At 59.7% G+C, this 21445-nt stretch carries 15 protein-coding genes and 1 other RNA gene; 12 read left to right on the top strand and 4 right to left on the bottom strand.

Annotation, left to right across the window (positions count from 1 at the left end; all coding sequences use genetic code 11):
* The first annotated feature begins 222 nt into the window (after nt 1-222).
* From D8V06_RS20615 to D8V06_RS20585, 7 genes are all read left to right on the top strand, one after another.
* Nucleotides 223-882, top strand: a complete 660-nt coding sequence (locus D8V06_RS20615) for a GntR family transcriptional regulator (protein ID WP_056856979.1) — start codon at nt 223-225, stop codon at nt 880-882.
* 2 nt (nt 883-884) lie between these two features.
* Nucleotides 885-4373: a chromosome segregation protein SMC gene (smc, locus tag D8V06_RS20610; RefSeq protein WP_130931688.1), complete on the top strand. Its 3489-nt coding sequence runs from the start codon at nt 885-887 to the stop codon at nt 4371-4373.
* A gap of 257 nt (nt 4374-4630) precedes the next feature.
* Entirely contained in the window at nt 4631-5485 is an 855-nt protein-coding gene (gene zipA / locus D8V06_RS20605) for a cell division protein ZipA (protein ID WP_056856981.1), read from the top strand.
* A gap of 149 nt (nt 5486-5634) precedes the next feature.
* Nucleotides 5635-7992, top strand: a complete 2358-nt coding sequence (ligA, locus tag D8V06_RS20600) for an NAD-dependent DNA ligase LigA (protein ID WP_130931687.1) — start codon at nt 5635-5637, stop codon at nt 7990-7992.
* 205 nt (nt 7993-8197) lie between these two features.
* Nucleotides 8198-9364 carry a putative zinc-binding metallopeptidase gene (locus D8V06_RS20595; RefSeq protein WP_056856983.1) on the top strand — a complete coding sequence of 389 codons (1167 nt, stop codon included), beginning with the start codon at nt 8198-8200 and terminating at the stop codon, nt 9362-9364.
* Nucleotides 9365-9519: 155 nt separating this feature from the next.
* Nucleotides 9520-9616, top strand: an RNA gene (gene ffs / locus D8V06_RS20590) — signal recognition particle sRNA small type.
* A gap of 377 nt (nt 9617-9993) precedes the next feature.
* On the top strand, nt 9994-11694 hold the full coding sequence (locus tag D8V06_RS20585) for a GGDEF and EAL domain-containing protein (protein ID WP_130908420.1): 1701 nt from the start codon (nt 9994-9996) through the stop codon (nt 11692-11694).
* On the opposite strand, the gene D8V06_RS20580 is transcribed toward D8V06_RS20585, so the two are convergent.
* Nucleotides 11691-12431 carry a transporter substrate-binding domain-containing protein gene (locus D8V06_RS20580; protein ID WP_130931686.1) on the bottom strand — a complete coding sequence of 247 codons (741 nt, stop codon included), beginning with the start codon at nt 12429-12431 and terminating at the stop codon, nt 11691-11693. The genes D8V06_RS20585 and D8V06_RS20580 overlap by 4 nt on opposite strands.
* 122 nt (nt 12432-12553) lie before the next feature.
* On the opposite strand from D8V06_RS20580, the gene dnaX reads away from it, so the two are divergent.
* From dnaX to D8V06_RS20555, 5 genes are all read left to right on the top strand, one after another.
* Nucleotides 12554-14656, top strand: coding sequence for a DNA polymerase III subunit gamma/tau (gene dnaX, locus D8V06_RS20575; protein ID WP_130931685.1), 2103 nt, complete (start codon nt 12554-12556; stop codon nt 14654-14656).
* 67 nt (nt 14657-14723) lie between these two features.
* On the top strand, nt 14724-15062 hold the full coding sequence (locus D8V06_RS20570; protein ID WP_056856987.1) for a YbaB/EbfC family nucleoid-associated protein: 339 nt from the start codon (nt 14724-14726) through the stop codon (nt 15060-15062).
* Nucleotides 15063-15252: 190 nt separating this feature from the next.
* Nucleotides 15253-16290, top strand: a complete 1038-nt coding sequence (locus tag D8V06_RS20565) for an NADP-dependent oxidoreductase (RefSeq protein ID WP_130931684.1) — start codon at nt 15253-15255, stop codon at nt 16288-16290.
* Nucleotides 16291-16365: 75 nt separating this feature from the next.
* The gene (recR, locus tag D8V06_RS20560; protein ID WP_130906159.1) at nt 16366-16968 is read left to right on the top strand and encodes a recombination mediator RecR; all 603 of its coding nucleotides are present in this window, start codon (nt 16366-16368) and stop codon (nt 16966-16968) included.
* A gap of 169 nt (nt 16969-17137) precedes the next feature.
* Nucleotides 17138-18286 (top strand): acyl-CoA dehydrogenase family protein, encoded by a 1149-nt coding sequence (locus D8V06_RS20555; RefSeq protein ID WP_130906160.1) that lies wholly within the window; start codon nt 17138-17140, stop codon nt 18284-18286.
* A 134-nt stretch (nt 18287-18420) separates the two neighbouring features.
* Here the strand turns inward: D8V06_RS20555 and D8V06_RS20550 are convergent, their stop codons facing one another.
* The 3 genes from D8V06_RS20550 to hemN form a co-directional block, all read right to left on the bottom strand.
* Nucleotides 18421-18969, bottom strand: coding sequence for an adenine phosphoribosyltransferase (locus D8V06_RS20550; protein WP_056856991.1), 549 nt, complete (start codon nt 18967-18969; stop codon nt 18421-18423).
* A 78-nt stretch (nt 18970-19047) separates the two neighbouring features.
* Nucleotides 19048-19782: a fumarate/nitrate reduction transcriptional regulator Fnr gene (fnr, locus tag D8V06_RS20545; RefSeq protein ID WP_056856992.1), complete on the bottom strand. Its 735-nt coding sequence runs from the start codon at nt 19780-19782 to the stop codon at nt 19048-19050.
* A 92-nt stretch (nt 19783-19874) separates the two neighbouring features.
* On the bottom strand, nt 19875-21257 hold the full coding sequence (gene hemN / locus D8V06_RS20540) for an oxygen-independent coproporphyrinogen III oxidase (protein WP_056857097.1): 1383 nt from the start codon (nt 21255-21257) through the stop codon (nt 19875-19877).
* Nucleotides 21258-21445: the final 188 nt, after the last annotated feature.

Genomic DNA, 21445 nt, shown 5'->3' with positions numbered 1-21445 from the left:
CCGAATTTAGCAGGTCTGACTTTTCGGTCAATGATTTTCTGACTTAAAGGTCAGGAAAATGCATTTTGTCGACTCACAACTGTTTCTTCATTATTGACCCTCGCAGGCCAGCCTGCTTTTTGCTTGAATCGTGCCAAAACCCCCGCCAGGGCTGTGCGCCATGACGTATCAATTGCGCTACACTGCGCCGCTTGTGCAGATCGAACAGTTTGAAGGACAACCATGACGTTCAAGGCGCCGGACAGCCTCGCCGAGCAAATCGCTCACCACCTCGCCGAACGCATCATTCGCGGCGAAATGAAGCCCGGGGAGCGCATCCAGGAACAGAAGGTCACGCTGGCACTCAATGTCAGCCGCGGCTCGGTCCGTGAGGCCTTGCTGATCCTTGAGCGTCGCCACCTGATTGCGATCCTGCCGCGACGTGGCGCCCACGTGACCGAGCTCACCGCGCACAAGGTACGGAGCCTGTGCACGCTGATGGGCGAGATGTACATCCTGCTCGCCAATGCCGTGGCCACCGGCTGGAAAGTCCAGGCCGACCTGGCGCCGTTCGTACAGATTCAGCAGCGGCTTACCGCCAGCTACGAACGCCAGGACATCCATACCTTCGTCGATGAAAGCTTCAATGTGATGCGCGCCACGTATTCGTTCGCCAACAATCCGTATTTGCAGGAAACCGTCGAGAATCTGCAGCCGGCCATGAGCCGTGCCTATTTCCTTGCCCTGGATCAGCGCAAGGCCTCGATGAGCGAATATCTGGAGCTGTTCGAGCGTCTGCTCGCGGCAGTGATTGCCCGGGACTACGCTCAGATCCGCGAAGTGCTGATCGCCTACGGCCAGCGCAGCTGCGATCTGGTGATCTCCGCCCTGACGGACGCCTGATCTTGCGGCTCAAATGCATCAAGCTGGCGGGGTTCAAATCCTTCGTCGATCCGACCACGGTGAACTTCCCCAGCAACATGGCGGCGGTGGTCGGACCCAATGGTTGCGGCAAGTCGAACATCATCGACGCCGTGCGTTGGGTCATGGGCGAGAGTTCGGCCAAGAACCTGCGTGGCGAGTCGATGACCGACGTCATCTTCAACGGCTCCACCAGCCGCAAGCCAGTGAGCCAGGCGAGCATCGAGCTGGTGTTCGATAACTCCGACGGTACATTGCTCGGCGAATACGCCGCTTATGCGGAAATTTCCATTCGTCGCAAAGTGACCCGCGACAGCCAGACCACCTATTACCTCAACGGCACCAAATGCCGTCGCCGCGACATCACTGACATCTTCCTCGGCACCGGCCTCGGCCCGCGCAGCTACTCGATCATCGAGCAGGGGATGATCTCCAAGCTGATCGAGTCCAAGCCCGAAGACCTGCGAAACTTCATCGAAGAAGCCGCGGGCATTTCCAAGTACAAGGAGCGCCGGCGCGAGACCGAAAACCGCATCCGCCGCACCCACGAAAACCTCGAACGCCTGACTGACCTGCGTGAAGAGCTGACGCGTCAGCTGGAACGCTTGCACCGCCAGGCCGAGGCGGCCAAGAAATATCAGGAATGCAAAAGCGAGGAGCGTCAGCTCAAGGCGCAGTTGTCGGCACTGCGCTGGCAGGACTTGAACGATCAGGTCGGTCAGCGCGAAGCGATCATCGGTACCCAGGAAATCAGTTTCGAAGCCTTGGTGGCCGAGCAGCGCAACGCCGATGCCAGCATCGAGCGCTTGCGCGATGGTCATCACGAGCTCTCTGAACGCTTCAATCTGGTGCAGGGACGCTTCTATTCGGTCGGCGGCGACATCGCTCGGGTCGAGCAGAGCATTCAGCATGGACAACAGCGCCTGCGTCAGTTGCAGGACGACTTGAAAGAAGCCGAGCGCGCGCGGCTGGAAACCGAATCTCACCTGGGGCACGACCGCACGTTGCTGTTGACCCTCGGCGAAGAGCTCGACATGCTCACGCCGGAACAGGAAGTCACCAGCGCCGCCGCCGAAGAGGCCGCCGCGGCACTGGAAGAATCCGAAACGACCATGCACGGCTGGCAGGAGCAGTGGGACACGTTCAATCTCAGCGCCGCCGAACCGCGCCGTCAGGCTGAAGTGCAGCAGTCGCGGATCCAGCAACTGGAAACCAGTCTGGAGCGCTTGGCAGATCGTCAGAAACGTCTTGGCGAAGAACGCGCGTTGCTCTCGGCAGACCCGGAAGACGCAGCGATCATGGCGCTCAGCGAACAGCTCGCTGAATCCGAGGCGACCCTCGAGGATTTGCAGACCAGTGAAGAAGCCCAGGTCGAAAAACTCGAGCAACTGCGTCAGCACTTGCAACAAACGCTGACGGCGCAGCAACAGGCCCAGGGCGACCTGCAGCGGCTCAATGGGCGTCTGGCGTCGCTGGAAGCCTTGCAACAAGCCGCGCTCGATCCCGGCACCGGCACCGCCGAATGGCTGCGCGAGCAGCACCTCGCGGATCGCCCGCGTCTGGCCGAGGGCCTGAAGGTCGAAGCAGGTTGGGAGCTTGCGGTGGAAACCGTCCTGGGCGCCGACTTGCAGGCCGTGCTGGTGGATGACTTCAATGATTTTGATCTGGCCGGGTTTGCCCAGGGCGATTTGCGCTTGCTCAGCCCCGCTGGCGACGGCGTGCGGGTGCCGGGCAGCCTGCTCGACAAGGTCGAGGCACAGATTGATCTGTCGCCTTGGTTGGGGCAGGTCAAACCGGTTGAAAATCTTGAGCAGGCGCTGACCTTGCGCGGGCAGTTGGGCGTGGGCCAAAGCCTGATCAGTCGCGACGGTTTCTGGGTTGGCCGGCATTTCCTGCGGGTGTGCCGGGCCAGCGAAGCAGAAAGCGGTGTGTTGGCCCGTGGCCAGGAAATCCAGGCGCTTGGCCTTGAGCGTGAAGAGCGCGAAGCCGCCGTCGAAAACCTCGAAAGCCAGTTGCAGAACCTGCGCGCGCAACAGCGCCAGCAGGAAAACGGCCGTGAACATTTGCGCCGTTTGCTGCAAGATGAAGCCCGTCAGCAGGGTGAATTGAAAGCCCAATTGTCGGCCGGTAAGGCCAAGGCCGAACAGTTGAGCCTGCGCCGCACTCGCCTCGATGAAGAGCTCATTGAGCTGGACGAACAGCGTGCGTTGGAACACGAAAACATCGGCGAAGCGCGTCTGCAGTTGCAGGAAGCTCTGGACAGCATGGCGCTGGACACCGAGCAGCGCGAATTACTGCTGGCCCAGCGCGACAGTCTGCGCGAACGCCTTGACCGGGTGCGCCAGGAAGCGCGGCAGCACAAGGATCACGCCCATCAACTGGCGGTGCGGTTGGGCTCGCTGAAGGCTCAGCACGATTCGACGCGACAGGCGCTCGAGCGCCTGGAAATGCAGTCTGAACGCCTGACCGAAAAGCGCGAGCAATTGAGCCTCAATCTGGAGGAGGGCGAGGCACCGCTGGAAGAGCTGCGTTTGAAACTTGAGGAATTGCTCGACAAACGCATGACCGTCGACGAAGAGCTCAAGACCGCACAGATCGCCTTGGAAGATGCCGATCGTGAACTGCGTGATGCGGAAAAACGCCGCAACCAGGCTGAGCAGCAATCACAGCTGATCCGCGGTCAACTCGAACAGCAACGCATGGAATGGCAGGCGTTGACCGTGCGCCGCAAGGCTTTGCAGGATCAGTTGCTGGAGGACGGCTACGATCTGCACGGCGTACTCGCCACGCTGACAGCCGAAGCCAGCGAGAAAGCTGCCGAGGAAGAGCTCGAACGCATTGCGGCGCGGATTGCGCGCCTCGGTGCGATCAACCTGGCGGCCATCGACGAATACCAGCAACAATCGGAGCGTAAACGTTATCTGGATGCCCAGGACGCCGATCTGGTGGAAGCACTGGAGACCCTGGAAAACGTGATTCGCAAGATCGACAAGGAAACCCGAAACCGTTTCAAGGATACCTTTGATCAGATCAATGGCGGTTTACAGGCGCTTTTCCCAAAAGTTTTCGGTGGCGGTCGCGCGTATTTGGAACTGACGGGCGAAGATCTACTCGATACAGGGGTAACGATCATGGCGCAGCCGCCAGGAAAGAAGAACAGCACCATCCATTTGCTCTCCGGTGGCGAAAAGGCCCTGACCGCATTGGCTCTGGTTTTTGCGATCTTCAAGTTGAACCCGGCGCCGTTCTGCATGCTCGATGAAGTTGACGCGCCATTGGATGACGCTAACGTTGGACGCTATGCAAGGCTGGTCAAGGAGATGTCGCAAACGGTGCAATTCATCTATATCACCCACAACAAGATCGCCATGGAAATGGCCGAACAACTGATGGGGGTGACGATGCATGAGCCCGGTTGTTCGCGTCTGGTGGCCGTGGATGTCGAGGAGGCGATGGCAATGGTGGATGCCTGAGTTGTATCTGTAAGACAGGTACTACAGGGTTATCGGACTTTTTTGCTTGCGTTGACTTGCTGGCTAATCGACATATTCGCGCTAGCCACAGTGACAGACGGTGTAAAGTTGCCTTTGGTCGTGCTAGTTTAATGTCAATTTTTCGTATACGTGGGCAAAACGCCTGTCAGAACATAGAGTTGGCGCCACGTTTTAAAGCGGTTTGCAGCTTGTAAACCCCTTATTTTTCAGCATTTTTTATAGAGGCACGGGATTACATGGAAATCGGTCTGCGCGAGTGGCTGATCGTCATCGGCATTATTGTCATTGCCGGTATTCTTTTTGATGGCTGGCGCCGGATGCGCGGCGGCAAGGGAAAATTGAAATTCCGTCTTGATCGAAGTCTGTCCAATCTTCCGGACGAAGACACCAGCGCCGAGTTGTTGGGTCCGCCCCGTGTGCTGGATTCCCACAAGGAACCGCAACTGGACGAACACGACTTGCCTTCGGTGAGCATGCCGGCACGTGAACCGCGTGAGTCGGGCTCCAAACGCGGCAAGCGTAGTCATGGCGAGCCGGCTCAGGGCGACATGAACCTCAGCCTGGATCTGGACGGCGGTCCGAGCTTCAGCAGTCGTGACGACGATTTTCCGGATGACACCAAACCCTCTCCATCGGTCAGCGAGAAAGAGCAGCCCCAGGCTGAAGAAGTGCTGGTGATCAGTGTCATTTGCCGCGACGCAGCAGGTTTCAAAGGACCGGCGTTGTTGCAGAACATCCTCGAAAGCGGCCTGCGTTTTGGCGAGATGGACATCTTCCATCGTCACGAAAGCATGGCGGGCAACGGCGAGGTGCTGTTCTCCATGGCCAACGCGGTCAAGCCAGGTGTGTTCGATCTGGACGACATCGACCACTTCAGCACTCCGGCGGTAAGCTTCTTCCTCGGTTTGCCAGGCCCGCGTCATCCCAAGCAAGCCTTTGACGTGATGGTGGCTGCAGCGCGCAAACTGTCGCAAGAGTTGAACGGCGAATTGAAAGACGACCAGCGCAGCGTGCTGACCGCCCAGACGATCGAGCATTATCGTCAGCGCATCGTCGAGTTCGAGCGCCGCGCCCTGACCCAGAAGCGCTGATATTGAATGGACGGGGCAGGCTTCTGTGACACAGGAGCTTGTTGTGGCGAGGGAGCAAGCTCCCTCGCCACAATGTCCATAGCCTTGAGCTACTGTACTTAGAAAATTGAGCAGCCTCGGCTGCTCTTTTGCTTTATGAGAGAACACCCATGACTGCCGCCAAAAACCGCATTCTAGAGCTGCGTACCGAGCTGGATCAGCACAACTATCGCTATCACGTGCTGGACGAGCCGAGCATTCCGGACGCCGAGTACGATCGGTTGTTTCACGAGCTCAAGGACCTGGAAGCCGCTCATCCAGAGCTGGTGACCAGTGACTCGCCAACCCAGCGAGTGGGCAGCGCGGCGTTGTCGGCATTCACTCAGGTGCGCCATGAAGTGCCGATGCTCAGCCTTGGCAACGCGTTCGAAGAAACCGACATGCGCGAGTTCGATCGACGGGTCACCGAGGGTCTGGATCTGCCGGTTGGCGATCTGTTCGGTGGCGGCGCGGCGGTGGAGTACAGCTGCGAACCCAAACTCGATGGCCTGGCGGTCAGTCTCCTGTATCAGGACGGCGTACTGGTGCGTGGCGCCACGCGCGGCGATGGCACCACTGGCGAAGACATCAGTGTCAACGTGCGCACTGTGCGCAACATTCCGCTGAAGTTGCACGGCACTGGGTGGCCGGCGACGCTGGAAGTGCGTGGTGAAGTGTTCATGTCCAAGGCCGGGTTCGAGCGGCTTAACGCCACGCAACTGGAGGTGGGCGGCAAGACTTTCGCCAACCCGCGCAACGCGGCGGCGGGCAGTCTGCGACAGCTGGATTCGAAAATCACCGCCAACCGGCCACTGGAGTTCTGCTGCTACGGCATTGGCCAGGTGTCGGCGGACATTGCCGATACACACATCGGCAATCTGCAACAGCTCAAGGCCTGGGGCTTGCCGATCAGCCATGAGCTGAAGCGGGCGAACGGGATCGATGAATGCCTGGCGTATTACCGCGATATCGGTGAGCGTCGCAATGCGTTGCCTTATGAAATCGACGGTGTGGTGTTCAAGGTCAATAGCATCGCTTCACAGCGGGAACTGGGTTTCCGCGCCCGCGAACCGCGTTGGGCCATCGCCCATAAATTCCCGGCCATGGAAGAACTCACCGAGTTGCTCGACGTGGAATTCCAGGTCGGTCGTACCGGCGCCGTGACGCCGGTGGCGCGACTGAAACCGGTCAAGGTTGCCGGCGTCACCGTCGCCAACGCGACGCTGCACAACATGGATGAAGTGGCGCGCCTGGGGTTGATGATCGGTGATACGGTGATCATCCGCCGAGCGGGTGATGTGATTCCGCAAGTGGTGCAGGTAGTGCTCGAACGCCGTCCGGATAACGCCCGGCCGGTGCAGATTCCCGAGCAATGCCCGGTCTGTGGTTCCCACGTCGAGCGTACGCAACTGGTCAAGCGCAGCAAGGGCCGCGAGACGGTCAGTGAAGGTGCGGTGTACCGCTGCGTCGGCCGACTGGCCTGTGGCGCGCAACTCAAGCAGGCGATCATTCACTTCGTCTCGCGACGGGCGATGGACATCGAGGGTTTGGGCGACAAGAGTGTCGAGCAACTGGTGGACGAAGGGTTGGTCAGTTCGCCGGCCGATCTGTATGCCCTGAAGTTCGACGACATCGTCGATCTGGAAGGCTTTGCCGAGGTGTCGAGCAACAAACTGCTCAGTGCCATCACCGACAGCAAGACGCCGGGGCTGGCGCGGTTCATCTATGCCCTCGGGATTCCCGATGTCGGCGAAGAGACGGCCAAGGTCCTGGCGCGTTCCCTCGGTTCGTTGGAGCGGGTGCAGCAGGCATTGCCACAAGTGCTCACGTATTTGCCGGATGTCGGGCTGGAAGTGGCCCACGAGATCCACAGCTTCTTCGAGGATGCCCATAACCGGCAAGTGATCACAGCTTTGCTCAAGCACGGGCTGCAGATCCAGGATCAGGGCGAACTCGGCGCCGAGTTCGCCGCCAGCACCACCCTGGGCGGTTTCCTCGACAAGCTGCACATTCCTTCGGTGGGGCCGGGCGGGGCGCAGAAACTGGCCGAGAAATTCGGCTCGCTGCAAGCGGTCATCGGTGCCGATTGGCTGGATATGCGTCAGGCGTTGCCGGAGAAGCAGGCCAATTCGGTTCGGGAGTTTTTTACCATCGAGGAAAATCGTCGACTCGCCGAAGCGGCTGAAAAACAGCTGGCCGATTTCGGCATGCACTGGCGCAGCGAAAAGAAAATTGTCGAAGGCCTGCCATTGGCTGGGCAAACCTGGGTGCTCACCGGCTCGCTGGAGCTGATGAGTCGCGATGTGGCCAAGGACAAACTCGAAAGCCTTGGTGCCAAGGTGGCGGGTTCCGTGTCCGCCAAGACCCATTGCGTAGTGGCGGGGCCGGGCGCCGGTTCGAAGTTGACCAAGGCCAATGAGCTGGGCTTGAAGGTGCTGGATGAAGAGGCGTTTGTTGAAACATTGCGCGGGTTCGGCAAGGTGGACTGAGCAGCAATATAAACTGTAGGGGCCGTCCCGCCGCCGCGCTGTGATCGTTCCCACGCTCCGCGTGGGAATGCCCCAGCGGACGCTCCGCGTTCGGGCGCTGAAGGGTGGGGCGCGGAGTGTCCTGGCCTGAGTTCCCACGCAGAGCGTGGGAACGATCCAGTGTCCGCAATGATCTAGTCTTGGCAAGCCCCAGGGAGAGATCGCCATGTACCGCTTCTTCGAACAGCTCAGCTCACGCATCGCGGCGCCCTTCATGGGGGAGAGTTCGCGCAACAGCAAGATCTGGCCGTGTCGATGCGGGCAGTCGCTGTTCTTTCGCAATAGCCAGTGCCTGGCCTGTTCGGCGGCGCTGGGCTATCAGCCGCAGGAGAGCCGTCTGTCATCGTTGCAGCCCGGCGATCAGCCGGATAGCTGGTGGCTTGATGCCGATCCCGCAGCCGGTTTGTTTCGTCGTTGCGCCAACCTTGATTCCCCGGCAGCGTGCAATTGGCTGCTGCCTGCCAATGACCACGATGTGTTGTGCATCGCGTGTAGCCTGAATCGCACCATTCCCGATTTATCGATAGCCGAAAACCATGAGCGCTGGCGCAAGATGGAAACCGCCAAGCGGCGGCTGGTCGCGCAATTGGTCAGCCTGGGGTTGCAGGTGATACCCAAGACGGTCGATGAAGAAACCGGTCTGGCCTTCGATTTCATTGGCGTCGACCTCGAAGGCAAGTCGCCCACCACCGGTCACGCCAATGGCCTGATCACCCTCGACATCGAAGAAGCTGACGATGCTCATCGCGAGCAGATGCGGGTACAGCTACACGAACCCTATCGCACATTGCTCGGGCATTTTCGTCACGAAGTCGGGCATTACTACTGGGACCGTCTGATCGCCAATAGTGATTGGCTGCAAGCGTTCCGCGGCTTGTTCGGTGATGAGCGTGCCAGCTACACCGACGCCCTTGAACGACATTATCAGCAGGGCGCACCGCTTGATTGGCAGCAATCCTGTGTCAGTGCCTATGCCACCATGCATCCTTGGGAGGACTGGGCTGAAACCTGGGCGCATTACCTGCACATGATGGATGCAGTCGATACGGCACTGGGGTTCGGCATGAGTGCGCGGGAAATGGACCTCGATTATCAGCCGTTTCCGATCGATACCCTTTACGATCCGCAGCATCCCGGTGGGGCGGCGTTTCTCTCTTTCGTCAATGCCTGGATCGAACTGGCCGGCATGCTCAATGAACTGTCGCGCAGCATGGGCCAGCCGGATTTTTACCCTTTCGTGCTGCCGCCGACGGTGATCGCCAAGCTGCACTTCATTCATCTGGTCATCCAGGGCGAGGGCGGCAGGGCGGACGAAGTGGTGCAGGACCTGTAGAGCGAGCAGGCTCGCGCCTGCATAAGCCGATTTTCACCATTCGCGCATGTCTTTGACCGGCCTCATATTTTTAATCCGCCGCAACGGTTGTAACTTCGACTGAGATAGGTACAATGGCGCGGCTCGCCGTCAGGTGAGCGTCGTTATGGTGACCCCATCGGTCCCCCCGCAACGATTACCCGTGAACCTGGTCAGATCCGGAAGGAAGCAGCCACAGCGGGAACATTGTGTGCCGGGGTGTGGCTGGTGGGGTTGCCTCCATAACGCAGCGCGAATCCTCTGTCGCGTTATCCTGTTCAAATACTTTCACTGTGCTGCCATGGATTTTGTCCATAGCGGTTTTTTGTCGTTTTCGATTTGGCTGACGCTGTAAAAACATCAGATGATTTGCATCATACTGCGCCATGATCGATCACCTTGCCTTGCAATATGCGATGCATCTCGTAGAATCGCCGCCGGAAACCGGCACTTGGTGACCGGTTCCCGGAAGATCGATCAAGACAACAAAGCCGACATGGCGTCTACTCACAGGGTTGCGTGAGTCCTTTAGCAGCGCTGATATTGCGCGAATGATCCGCGCTAATTTGCTGCTCCACCGCCGCCAATGTAAGCAACAGCGAGTCTGACTCATGGATGAGAAGTACCGCAGGGCCGTGGATGCCGCCGCGATTTTTTCCGAGACCGATCTGACCGGCCGGATAACCCACGTCAACGACCAATTTTGCGCCATTTCCGGGTATAGCCGGGAAGAACTGCTGGGGCAAAATCATCGGCTGCTCAATTCCGGCACCCATTCGACCGAGTTTTTCGCCGGCATGTGGCGCACCATCGCCATGGGCAATGTGTGGAAAGGCGAAATCTGCAATCGCGCCAAAAATGGCAGCCTGTATTGGGTAGAAAGCACGATGGTGCCGGTCCTCGATGAAGACACCGGCCGGGTCGAGCGTTATTTGTCGATCCGCTTCGATATCAGCGAAAAGCGCCAACTGCTGCATACCCTGCAATGGCGGGTCGGGCACGATGTGTTGACGGGACTGCCCAATCGCGCGTTTCTGTCGGACCTGCTTGATCAGGCGCTGGAGTTTTCGCGACAGGAAAACACTCCGCTGGCGGTGTGCATGCTCGATCTCGACGGTTTCAAGGCTGTCAACGATGGTTACGGGCATGCCAGCGGCGATCTTTTGCTGGTCGAAGTGGCCAAACGATTGCGCGGTATCGTCCGTGCCGAAGATGTCGTGGCGCGGCTGGCGGGTGACGAGTTTGTCCTGGTGTTGCGTTACGTGCGCGATCTGCCGGAATTGAATGCGGCATTGAATCGGGTCCTGGGCACGATCTCGGCGCCATACACATTGCGCGGTAAGGAAATCAATGTGTATGCCAGTATCGGCGTCACGCTGTATCCCCATGACAATGCCGATGCCGAAACCCTGTTGCGTCATGCCGATCAAGCCATGTACGTGGCCAAGCAAAGCGGGCGCAAGCGTTTTCATTTGTTCGATGTGTCCCGGGATCGGGAGGTCAAGGCTACTCACCAGACCGTCGAGCGGGTGCGCCAGGCACTGATCAATCATGAATTACGTCTGCACTTCCAGCCCAAGGTCAACATGCGACGCGGCGAGGTTGTCGGCTTCGAGGCATTGCTGCGCTGGAAGCACCCGCAAAACGGCATGATGACTGCCCGGGAGTTTTTGCCTTTGGTCGAGGAAACGGATCTGATCGTCGACATTGGTGAGTGGGTGATGGATCAGGTGCTGTTGCAGCTGGAGGTCTGGCAGCTGCAGGGGTATGACTGGCCGGTCAGCGTGAACATCGCGGCGCGGCATTTCCAGCGCGCGGATTTTGTCGGCCGGCTTGAAAGCGCGTTGGCCCGGCATGGGCGAGTGCCTGCGCAGAGACTGGATCTGGAAATCGTCGAGTCGGTGGCCATCGAGAATATTCAGCACGTCAGCGCCTGCTTGCAGGCCTGTCAGGCGCTGGGCGTGCAGTTTTCGTTGGGTGATTTCGGCACCGGTTTCTCATCCTTCAGCTACCTCAAACGGTTGCACACACAAACGATCAAGATCGATAAATCGTTTGTCAGGGATATCCTGCATGACGGTGACGATCTGGCCCTGACCACTGCAGTAATCAGCCTGGCGAAGGCATTTGGTCGACAGGTGATTGCCGAGGGGCTGGAAAGTGTCGAACACGGTGAGTTACTGCTGCGGCTGGGGTGCGAGGTGGCGCAGGGGTATTTCATTGCGCGCCCCATGCCGGCCACCGACGTGCCGGGCTGGGTGGCAGGCTACGTCGCACCGTCGCAATGGCGGGCGCTGGCGCCTGCCGGCTAAGGCTTGCCTCCGATATAAAGCCGAATGATGTCATCGATTTCGCCGGACATTTTCATCCGCACCAACGTGCGCAGAATTCGCTGCACCGGCACGTCCGGGTCGTTGCGTACGTAGCAGCCGACACGCTGCTCCTGCAATACCGCCACACTCAGTAATTGCTGCTGTGGCAGCAGGCGCTGGTTGAACCAGTCCAGCGTCCATTGGTTGCTGACCGCGTAGCGGTTGCGTCCGGCCTGGAGTTTCTCCAGCACCTGTTCCTGATTGCGCGCGTCATCGCGGTGCAGGCGCTTTGCGTCGAACAGCGGTTGCAAAGTCGGGTAGCTATAGCCCAGAACCGTACCGATCGATTGTGGCGACAGACTCGCCGCGATGACCGGATCGGGTTGGGCGGGGCGGCTGATCAGCAGGTCAGGTTGCGTCCAGAGTGGAATGCTCCAGATGTAGTCGCCGGATTGATTGGGTAACCACGATTGTGCGGCATAGCAGCGGACATCGACCTCGCCGTGTTCCATCGCGTTTTGCACCCGGCCCCGGGGCAATACAACAAACCTGGCCGGTACGCCGACCTGGGTCGCAAGGCTGAGCATCACGTCATAAAGAATGCCTTGTGTGGGCCGGCCGTGCTCAAGCTGCACCATCGGCATCGCCCAGCTGTCGGGCACCACAAAGCGCAACGGCGCGTCCGCAGCCGCACTGTCCAGGCTGATCAACAGCAGTGCCCCCAAGGCCAACCGCATAAACGCTCCAACAATCACCGCAAATTGCAGCTTAACCAGATTAGACGAGCGCACCGGATGCATTTTTGCCCTTGCTCCGCTAGCATTAGCCGCTTCTGCTTCCTTCGCTGCGACGGTTTTCGATGAGTTATCAGGTTCTTGCACGTAAATGGCGTCCGCGCTCGTTCCGCGAAATGGTCGGCCAGACCCATGTGCTCAAGGCTCTGATCAATGCCTTGGACAGCCAGCGGCTGCACCACGCCTACTTGTTCACCGGTACGCGCGGGGTCGGCAAGACCACCATCGCGCGGATCATCGCCAAATGCCTGAACTGTGAAACAGGTATTACTTCATCGCCGTGTGGCGAGTGTTCGGTGTGCCGGGAGATCGATGAGGGCCGGTTTGTCGACCTGATCGAGATCGACGCCGCGAGCCGGACCAAGGTCGAGGATACACGCGAACTGCTCGACAACGTGCAGTACGCCCCGAGCCGCGGGCGCTTCAAGGTCTACCTGATCGACGAAGTGCACATGCTCTCCAGCCATTCCTTCAATGCGCTGCTCAAAACCCTTGAAGAGCCGCCACCCTACGTCAAGTTCATCCTGGCCACCACCGACCCGCAGAAACTTCCTGCAACGATTCTTTCGCGGTGCCTGCAGTTCTCCCTGAAGAACATGACCCCGGAACGGGTGGTCGAGCATTTGACCCACGTGCTCAGTGTCGAAAACGTGCCGTTCGAAGACGACGCGTTGTGGTTGCTGGGGCGTGCCGCCGATGGTTCGATGCGCGACGCCATGAGCCTGACCGACCAGGCGATTGCCTTCGGCGAGGGCAAGGTCATGGCCGCCGATGTGCGGGCGATGCTTGGAACTCTCGATCATGGTCAGGTCTACGACGTCCTGCATGCGTTGATCGAAGGTGACGCCAAGGCCTTGCTCGAAGCGGTCCGCCACTTGGCCGAACAAGGCCCGGACTGGAATGGCGTGCTGTCGGAAATTCTCAATGTGCTGCACCGTGTCGCCATCGCCCAGGCCCTGCCCGAAGGCGTCGACAATGGTCACGGCGACCGTGACCGGGTACTGGCTTTGGCGCAGGCGCTGCCGGCTGAGGATGTGCAGTTCTACTACCAGATGGGCCTGATCGGCCGCCGCGATTTGCCGCTGGCGCCGGATCCCCGCGGCGGGTTTGAAATGGTGCTGCTGCGGATGCTCGCGTTCCGACCGGCAGACACTGCGGATGCCCCGAGGCAACCGCTAAAGCCAGTGGGGATCAGCCAGGCCACAGTTGATTCCGCAGATTCAGTGGCTGCCGCGCCGGTTGTTGCGCCGGTAGTCGCTGCTGCAGTGGCACCGACACCCGTTGCGCCCATCGCACCAGCTGCGGCTGCGGTTGTGGCTCCGGCACCAGCACCAGAGCCCGAACTTGAGCCGGTTGCATCGGTTGTCGAGCCTGAGCCTGCGGTCGATGCGGCCGTGGTCGAAGATGTGGTCGATCTGCCGTGGAACGATCCGGTCGAGCCTGCTCCGGCTCAGCAGCCAGCGGTCGAGCCTGTACTGGAAACCACCAGCGAACAGCCCGAGTTGCCACCGATGCCGTTGCCGACGCCTGACAGTGTGGTGCCGGATGCGCCTGAATGGGCCGCTACGCCAATTCCGGAACCATCTGTGGCAGAGGTCGATGCCGCGACGCCTGGCATGGACATCGACGACGAGCCGCCGCTCGATGAGGACTACATCGAGCCGGACATGGATTCGGCTTACAGTTATCTCGACGAACTGGCCAGCGAGCATGCCGCCGAGCCCGCACCGGAACCCGAACCTGAGCCCGCAGCGGCACCGGCCACAGGCCTTGCCCTGCAGTGGCTGGAGCTGTTCCCGAAGCTGGCGATCTCCGGCATGACCGGCAGCATCGCTGCTAACTGCACGCTGATCGCCGTGGATGGCGACAACTGGCTGTTGCACCTGGACCCGGCTCACAGTGCCTTGTTCAATGCCACGCAACAGCGCCGGCTCAACGATGCCCTGAACCAGTATCACGGGCGCACCCTGACCCTGACCATGGAACTGATCAAGCCCGAGCAGGAAACCCCGGCCCAGGCGGCGTCCCGTCGTCGTGCCGACCGTCAGCGCGAGGCCGAGGAGTCGATCCACGGTGATCCGTTCATCCAGCAAATGATGCAGCAGTTCGGTGCAGTGATCCGTAACGATACTATTGAACCTGTCGAAGCTCTGGTCAGTCAGGGCTAATAACTGAGGGCGTTCGGCCGTCAGGGCCGGGCGCTGTTTTTATCCAAGTACTTTTGAGGTGATTCCCATGATGAAAGGTGGCATGGCCGGCCTGATGAAGCAGGCACAGCAGATGCAGGAAAAAATGGCCAAGATGCAGGAAGAGCTGGCCAACGCCGAAGTCACCGGTAAAGCCGGTGGCGATATGGTCACCGTGGTGATGACCGGTCGTCATGACGTCAAGCGCGTGACCATTGACCCAAGCATGGTCGAAGGCCTGAGCGAAGACGATCGCGAGATGCTGGAGGCAGTGTTCGCCGCAGCCGTCAACGATGCGGTGCGCAAGATCGAAGCCAACAGCCAGGACAAGATGTCCGGCATGACCGCAGGCATGCAACTGCCGCCGGGCATGAAGCTGCCGTTCTGATTCGCCTTTGGGCGATAGATGAGCTACAAAAAATGCCAGGCATCACGCCTGGCATTTTTGTTTTCGGCTTGTTTTCATGAGGTGTCTGGCAGGACTTCATCGCGGCAGAACTGAGATACATCGAACGCCATACCCGCACAAAGGTCTGCTCCCTATATCCCCCAACTCATTGATCAAAGGAGACGCTGACATGTCCGATCCCATGACGCTCAACCAACGTATCGTCCTGGCCTCACGCCCGGTAGGCGCACCGACGCCGGAAAACTTCCGTCTGGAGCGTGTCGCGCTGCCCGAGCTTGCCGACGGTCAGGTACTGCTCAAGACCCTTTACCTTTCGCTGGACCCTTACATGCGCGGACGCATGAGCGACGCTCCGTCCTACGCCGCCCCCGTGGAAATCGGCGACGTGATGATCGGTGGCGCTGTCAGCCGGGTCGAGCGCTCGCTCAATCCCAAGTTTCAGGAAGGCGATCTGGTGGTTGGCGCCACGGGTTGGCAAAGTCACAGCATCAATGACGGTCGCGGCATCATTCCAGTCCCGAACGGCTTGCCGAGCCCATCCATGGCCCTGGGGGTGTTGGGTATGCCCGGCATGACTGCTTACATGGGCTTGATGGATATCGGGCAGCCCAAGGCCGGCGAAACCCTGGTGGTTGCGGCGGCTTCCGGCGCGGTGGGGTCGGTGGTTGGCCAGGTGGCGAAGATCAAAGGCCTGCGCGTGGTCGGCGTGGCTGGCGGTGCGGACAAATGCCGCTATGTGGTCGAGGAGTTGGGCTTCGATGCCTGCATCGACCACAAGAGCGCGAGTTTCGCCGATGAACTGGCCCAGGCGTGTCCCGATGGCATCGATATCTACTACGAAAATGTCGGTGGCAAGGTGTTCGATGCTGTGGTGCCATTGCTCAATCCCAAGGCGCGGATTCCGCTGTGTGGCCTGATTGCCTCGTACAATGCCAGCGAAGCGCCGAGCGGGCCCGATCGTCTGCCGCTGTTGCAGCGTACGCTGCTGACCAAGCGCGTACGCATTCAGGGTTTTATCGTGTTCGACGACTATGGCGATCGGCAGCCGGAATTCATCAGTGCGATGGCGCCGTGGGTGCGTGATGGCAAGGTGAAATTCCGTGAAGACGTAGTCGACGGCCTGGAGAACGCACCGCAAGCGTTCATCGGTCTGCTGGAAGGACGCAACTTCGGCAAACTGGTGGTGCGCGTTGCACAGGGCGCGTAATTGACAACGTGATTTGACGCTAATCAGAGGCGCGGGTATAAACCGCGTCTCGTTGTTTTGTCGGACTTTTTCCTCATGAGCTTCAGCCCTTTGATTCGCCAACTGATAGACGCCCTGCGAATTTTGCCAGGCGTAGGTCAGAAAACCGCCCAGCGCATGGCGTTGCAGTTGCTCGAACGTGATCGCAGTGGCGGATCGCGATTGGCGCTGGCCCTGAGTCAGGCCATGGAAGGGGTCGGTCATTGCCGTTTGTGCCGCACACTGACCGAGGATGACCTCTGTCCGCAATGCGCCGATACCCGCCGCGACGATACGCTGTTGTGCGTCGTGGAAGGGCCGATGGATGTCTACGCCGTGGAACAGACCGGTTTCCGCGGCCGCTACTTTGTACTCAAGGGGCATCTGTCGCCCCTTGATGGCCTGGGGCCGGAAGCCATCGGGATTCCGCAGTTGATGGCGCGGATCGAGGAGGCTGGCAGCTTTACCGAAGTCATTCTCGCGACCAATCCGACGGTAGAAGGCGAAGCCACGGCCCACTACATCGCACAGTTGCTCAGCAGCAAAGGCCTCATCGCCTCGCGTATCGCCCATGGCGTACCGCTGGGTGGCGAGCTGGAATTGGTGGATGGCGGGACGCTGGCGCATTCGTTTGCGGGGCGTAAGCCCATTGTCTTTTAGCGGCTCAAGCGACGTCTTCGCGGGCTAGCCGTGATCCTCCAGGACAAAACCGGTAGGAGCGAGGCTTGCCCGCGAAAGCCGCGCCCAGATCTCCCTGATATACACAATCCTGTTGAAAACCAAGCAAGCGCTCGGTTAACTTCGCTGAACCCTTCAGTGGAGTTCGCCGATGTCTGCCTTTCAGGAATACTTCGACCCCAGCCACCAATTGGTCCGCGACAGCGTCAGACGTTTCGTCGAGCGCGAGATTCTTCCGGACATCGACCAGTGGGAAGAAGCCGAAAGCTTTCCCCGTGAGCTTTATCTGAAGGCTGGCACGGCCGGGATTCTCGGCATTGGATACCCTGAGCGTTACGGTGGCAGTCACGAGGGCGACCTGTTCGCCAAGGTCGCCGCCAGCGAGGAACTGATGCGTTGCGGCTCCGGTGGCCTGGTGGCGGGGCTCGGTTCTCTGGACATCGGCCTGCCGCCCATACTCAAGTGGGCCACACCTGAAATCCGTGACCGAGTGGTGCCGCAGGTACTGGCCGGGGAAAAAATCAGCGCCTTGGCTGTCACCGAACCCGGCGGCGGCTCCGACGTCGCCAATCTGCAAACCCGCGCCGTGCGTGAGGGTGATGTTTACCGGGTCAGCGGCAGCAAAACCTTCATCACCAGCGGTGTCCGTGCCGATTACTACACCGTGGCCGTGCGTACCGGCGCGCCGGGTTTCGCCGGTATCAGCCTGTTGCTGATCGAGAAGGGCACTCCCGGTTTCACTGTGGGGCGGCAGTTGAAGAAAATGGGCTGGTGGGCGTCAGACACGGCCGAACTGTTCTTCGATGATTGCCGTGTACCTGTAGGCAATCTGATCGGCGCCGAGAACATGGGCTTCGCCTGCATCATGGGCAACTTTCAGAGCGAACGCCTGGCACTGGCCCTGATGGCCAACATGACCGCGCAACTGGCGCTCGAGGAAAGTCTGAAGTGGGCGCGGGCGCGTGAGGCTTTCGGCAAACCGATCGGCAAGTTCCAGGTGATCAAGCACCGCCTCGCCGAGATGGCCACACAGCTTGAGGTTTCACGCGAATTCACCTACCGGCAAGCAGCGAAAATGGCGGCGGGGCAGAGTGTGATCAAGGATATTTCCATGGCCAAAAACTTTGCGACGGATACGGCGGACCGGATCGTCAGCGATGCCGTGCAGATTCTGGGCGGGTTGGGCTACATGCGCGAAAGCCTGGTGGAGCGGCTGTATCGGGATAACCGGATTCTGTCGATTGGCGGCGGGACACGTGAGGTGATGAACGAGATCATCAGCAAGCAGATGGGGTTATAGGCGGTCGTGTGGCCGATGACGCCATCGCTGGCAAGCCAGCTCCCACAGTGGTTTATGCCGTACAGACATCCTGTGCATGACGGTGAAACCTGTGGGAGCTGGCTTGCCAGCGATAGCGGTCTGACAGCCGCCGGTTATTTATCCGTCAGCGCAAACTGCGTCAGGCAGAAGGTCGGGATGCCCATGTCCTGCAATCGCTGCGAGCCACCCAGCTCTGGCAGATCAATGATCGCCGCCGCTTCATGCACCCGCGCACCCATGCGTCGAATCAGGTTCGCAGCGGCGATCAGGGTGCCGCCAGTGGCAATCAGGTCATCGAACATCACCACCGAATCGCCTTCGCACAGGCTGTCGGCGTGTACTTCGAGAAACGCTTCGCCGTATTCGGTTGCGTAGCCCTCGGCCAATACGTCGGCAGGCAGCTTGCCTTGCTTGCGGAACAGCACCAGCGGCTTGTTCAGCTGGTAGGCCAGCACCGAACCGATCAGGAAACCCCGGGCATCCATCGCGCCAATGTGGGTGAAATCGGCCTCGACGTAACGATGGGCGAAGCTGTCCATCACCAGGCGCAGCGCCGTGGGCGACTGGAACAGCGGGGTGATGTCACGAAAGATCACGCCCGGCTTGGGAAAGTCGATCACGGGGCGGATGAGGGATTTGATGTCGAAGGAGTCGAAGACCATCGTCGGGTGTCCTGGCAGGCTGCAAACGACGCAGTATAACGGCGGCTGAACCGTTTCGCTCAGCCGCAACCGCTTGTTTCAGCTTTCCAGTGAACCGCCGGCCAGGGCGCACAGCTGGATCGGGTCGAGGATGCGGATTTCCTTGCCCTCGGCGGCAATCAGTTCGTTCTGCTGGAAACGCGTGAACACCCGTGACACGGTTTCCACCGCCAGACCCAGATAGTTGCCGATTTCGTTGCGCGACATGCTCAGGCGGAACTGGTTGGCCGAGAAGCCCCTGGCACGGAAGCGTGCTGACAGGTTGACCAGGAACGTGGCAATGCGTTCGTCAGCGGTTTTTTTCGACAACAGCAACATCATCTGTTGATCGTCACGAATCTCGCGGCTCATCACACGCATCAATTGACGACGCAATTGCGGCAGTTGCAGGGCCAGTTCGTCGAGGCGCTCGAAGGGGATTTCACACACCGATGTGGTTTCCAGCGCCTGCGCCGATACCGGGTGTTTTTCGGTGTCCATGCCCGACAGGCCGACCAGTTCGCTCGGCAAGTGGAAACCGGTGAGCTGTTCTTCGCCGGCATCACTGAGGTTGAAGGTCTTGAGGGCTCCGGAGCGGACCGCGTAAACGGAGTCGAAAGTGTCGCCCTGACGGAACAGAAACTCGCCTTTTTTCAGTGGGCGGCCACGTTTGACGATTTCGTCCAACGCGTCCATATCTTCCAGATTCAGCGATAGCGGCAAACACAGCGGGGCCAGGCTGCAATCCTTGCAGTGGGCCTGGGTATGAGCGCGCAACTTAACTGGCTCGGACATTTCTTCAATCCTTGTGGGAAAACACACATAAGACGTAAGGGTAACTCACCCAAGGACATTGAGGCCAGTACGTGGCGGTTATGTCGCAGCGATTAGATCACTCTGGAAAACCGTTGGCGGCTGTGTTGTTCCAGGTAGGCATCGAACACCATGCACACCGAGCGAACCAGCAAGCGCCCGGCTGGCAACACGGTAATTGCGTCGCTGTCGAACGCGATCAGGCCGTCTTGGGCCATGCGCTGCAACTGCGGCCACAGTTCGCCGAAATAGCCCTGAAAATCGATGTTGAAGGCCTGTTCGATCTGGGCAAACTCCAGGCTGAAGTTACAGATCAATTGTTGTATCACTGCACGGCGCAAGCGGTCGTCGGCGTTGCACAACAGGCCGCGGCTGGTGGCCAGTTGCGAAGAGGCCAGGGCGTTCTGGTATTGATTCAGGTCGCTACTGTTCTGGCAGTACAAGTCGCCGATCTGGCTGATCGCTGAGACGCCGAGACCGATCAAATCGCAATGGCCGTGGGTGGTGTAGCCCTGGAAATTGCGTTGCAGGGTCGATTCTTCCTGGGCGATCGCCAGTTCATCGTCGGGCAGTGCAAAGTGGTCCATGCCGATGTAACGGTAACCGGCGGCGGTCAATTGCTCGATGGTGCGCTGGAGCATTTCCAGTTTCTTGGCTGGCGTCGGCAGTTCATTACCGTTGATTCGCCGTTGCGGCATGAACCGTTCCGGCAGGTGCGCGTAGTTGAATACCGAGAGCCGGTCCGGTTGCAGGCTGATGACTTCCTCGACGGTGCGGGCGAAGTTTTCCGGTGTCTGCTTCGGCAAACCATAGATCAGGTCGATGTTGATCGAGCGAAACTGCAGGGTCCGGGCGGCGTCGATCACCGCGCGGGTTTCCTCCAGGCTTTGCAGGCGATTGACGGCGCGCTGCACGGCGGGGTCGAGATCTTGCAGGCCGATGCTGACCCGATTGAAGCCCAGCTCGCGCAACAACCCCATGGTCGACCAATCTGCCTCGCGGGGATCGATTTCGATGCCGTAGTCGCCGGTATCATCGTCGAGCAGATTGAAGTGTTTGCGCAGGTGCGCCATCAATTGACGCAGCTCGTCATGGCTGAGAAAGGTTGGCGTGCCGCCACCGAAGTGCAGTTGCTCGACTTTTTGCGCCGGGTCGAGGTGGCAGGCGATCAGTTGGATTTCCTGCTCCAGGCGCTGCAAGTAGGGCAGTGCCCGGCCACGATCCTTGGTGATGACCTTGTTGCAGGCGCAGTAGTAGCAAATGTTCGCGCAGAACGGTACGTGCACATACAGCGACAACGGGCGCAGGGCCTTGCGGCTGTCGCGCAGGGCGTGGAACAGGTCGAAAGTGCCGATCTTGCTGTGGAATTGCACGGCAGTCGGATAGGAGGTATAGCGCGGTCCCGCCAGGTCATAACGGCGGATCAGATCGGTGTCCCAACGAATGGCGTCGAGCATCATGCGGGCATTCCCCCGGATAGTCTGGCAGTGCCGGCCAGTCTAGGGGCGGTGGTGTTGATGCATCTTGATTTGCATCAAGGATATCCGGGCTCCGATCGTTTTTGTGGCGAGGGAGCTTGCTCCCGCTGGACTGCGCAGCGGTCCCATTTTTTGGGGCCGCTTCGCGCCCCAGCGGGAGCAAGCTC

This window comes from Pseudomonas sp. Sample_24 (assembly GCF_004307605.1).
Classification (GTDB): domain Bacteria; phylum Pseudomonadota; class Gammaproteobacteria; order Pseudomonadales; family Pseudomonadaceae; genus Aquipseudomonas.
Note: the sequence above shows the minus strand (reverse complement) of the source record. Positions and strands in the feature narration are given on the sequence as shown.

Bases quoted from the DNA above. Each gene is read 5' to 3' on its own strand.
- D8V06_RS20615 (WP_056856979.1), top strand. From the start codon at position 223: ATGACGTTCAAGGCGCCGGACAGCCTCGCCGAGCAAATCGCTCACCAC.
- zipA (WP_056856981.1), top strand. From the start codon at position 4,631: ATGGAAATCGGTCTGCGCGAGTGGCTGATCGTCATCGGCATTATTGTC.
- ligA (WP_130931687.1), top strand. From the start codon at position 5,635: ATGACTGCCGCCAAAAACCGCATTCTAGAGCTGCGTACCGAGCTGGAT.
- D8V06_RS20595 (WP_056856983.1), top strand. From the start codon at position 8,198: ATGTACCGCTTCTTCGAACAGCTCAGCTCACGCATCGCGGCGCCCTTC.
- D8V06_RS20585 (WP_130908420.1), top strand. From the start codon at position 9,994: ATGGATGAGAAGTACCGCAGGGCCGTGGATGCCGCCGCGATTTTTTCC.
- D8V06_RS20580 (WP_130931686.1), bottom strand. From the start codon at position 12,431: ATGCGGTTGGCCTTGGGGGCACTGCTGTTGATCAGCCTGGACAGTGCG.
- dnaX (WP_130931685.1), top strand. From the start codon at position 12,554: ATGAGTTATCAGGTTCTTGCACGTAAATGGCGTCCGCGCTCGTTCCGC.
- D8V06_RS20570 (WP_056856987.1), top strand. From the start codon at position 14,724: ATGATGAAAGGTGGCATGGCCGGCCTGATGAAGCAGGCACAGCAGATG.
- D8V06_RS20565 (WP_130931684.1), top strand. From the start codon at position 15,253: ATGTCCGATCCCATGACGCTCAACCAACGTATCGTCCTGGCCTCACGC.
- recR (WP_130906159.1), top strand. From the start codon at position 16,366: ATGAGCTTCAGCCCTTTGATTCGCCAACTGATAGACGCCCTGCGAATT.
- D8V06_RS20555 (WP_130906160.1), top strand. From the start codon at position 17,138: ATGTCTGCCTTTCAGGAATACTTCGACCCCAGCCACCAATTGGTCCGC.
- D8V06_RS20550 (WP_056856991.1), bottom strand. From the start codon at position 18,969: ATGGTCTTCGACTCCTTCGACATCAAATCCCTCATCCGCCCCGTGATC.
- fnr (WP_056856992.1), bottom strand. From the start codon at position 19,782: ATGTCCGAGCCAGTTAAGTTGCGCGCTCATACCCAGGCCCACTGCAAG.
- hemN (WP_056857097.1), bottom strand. From the start codon at position 21,257: ATGCTCGACGCCATTCGTTGGGACACCGATCTGATCCGCCGTTATGAC.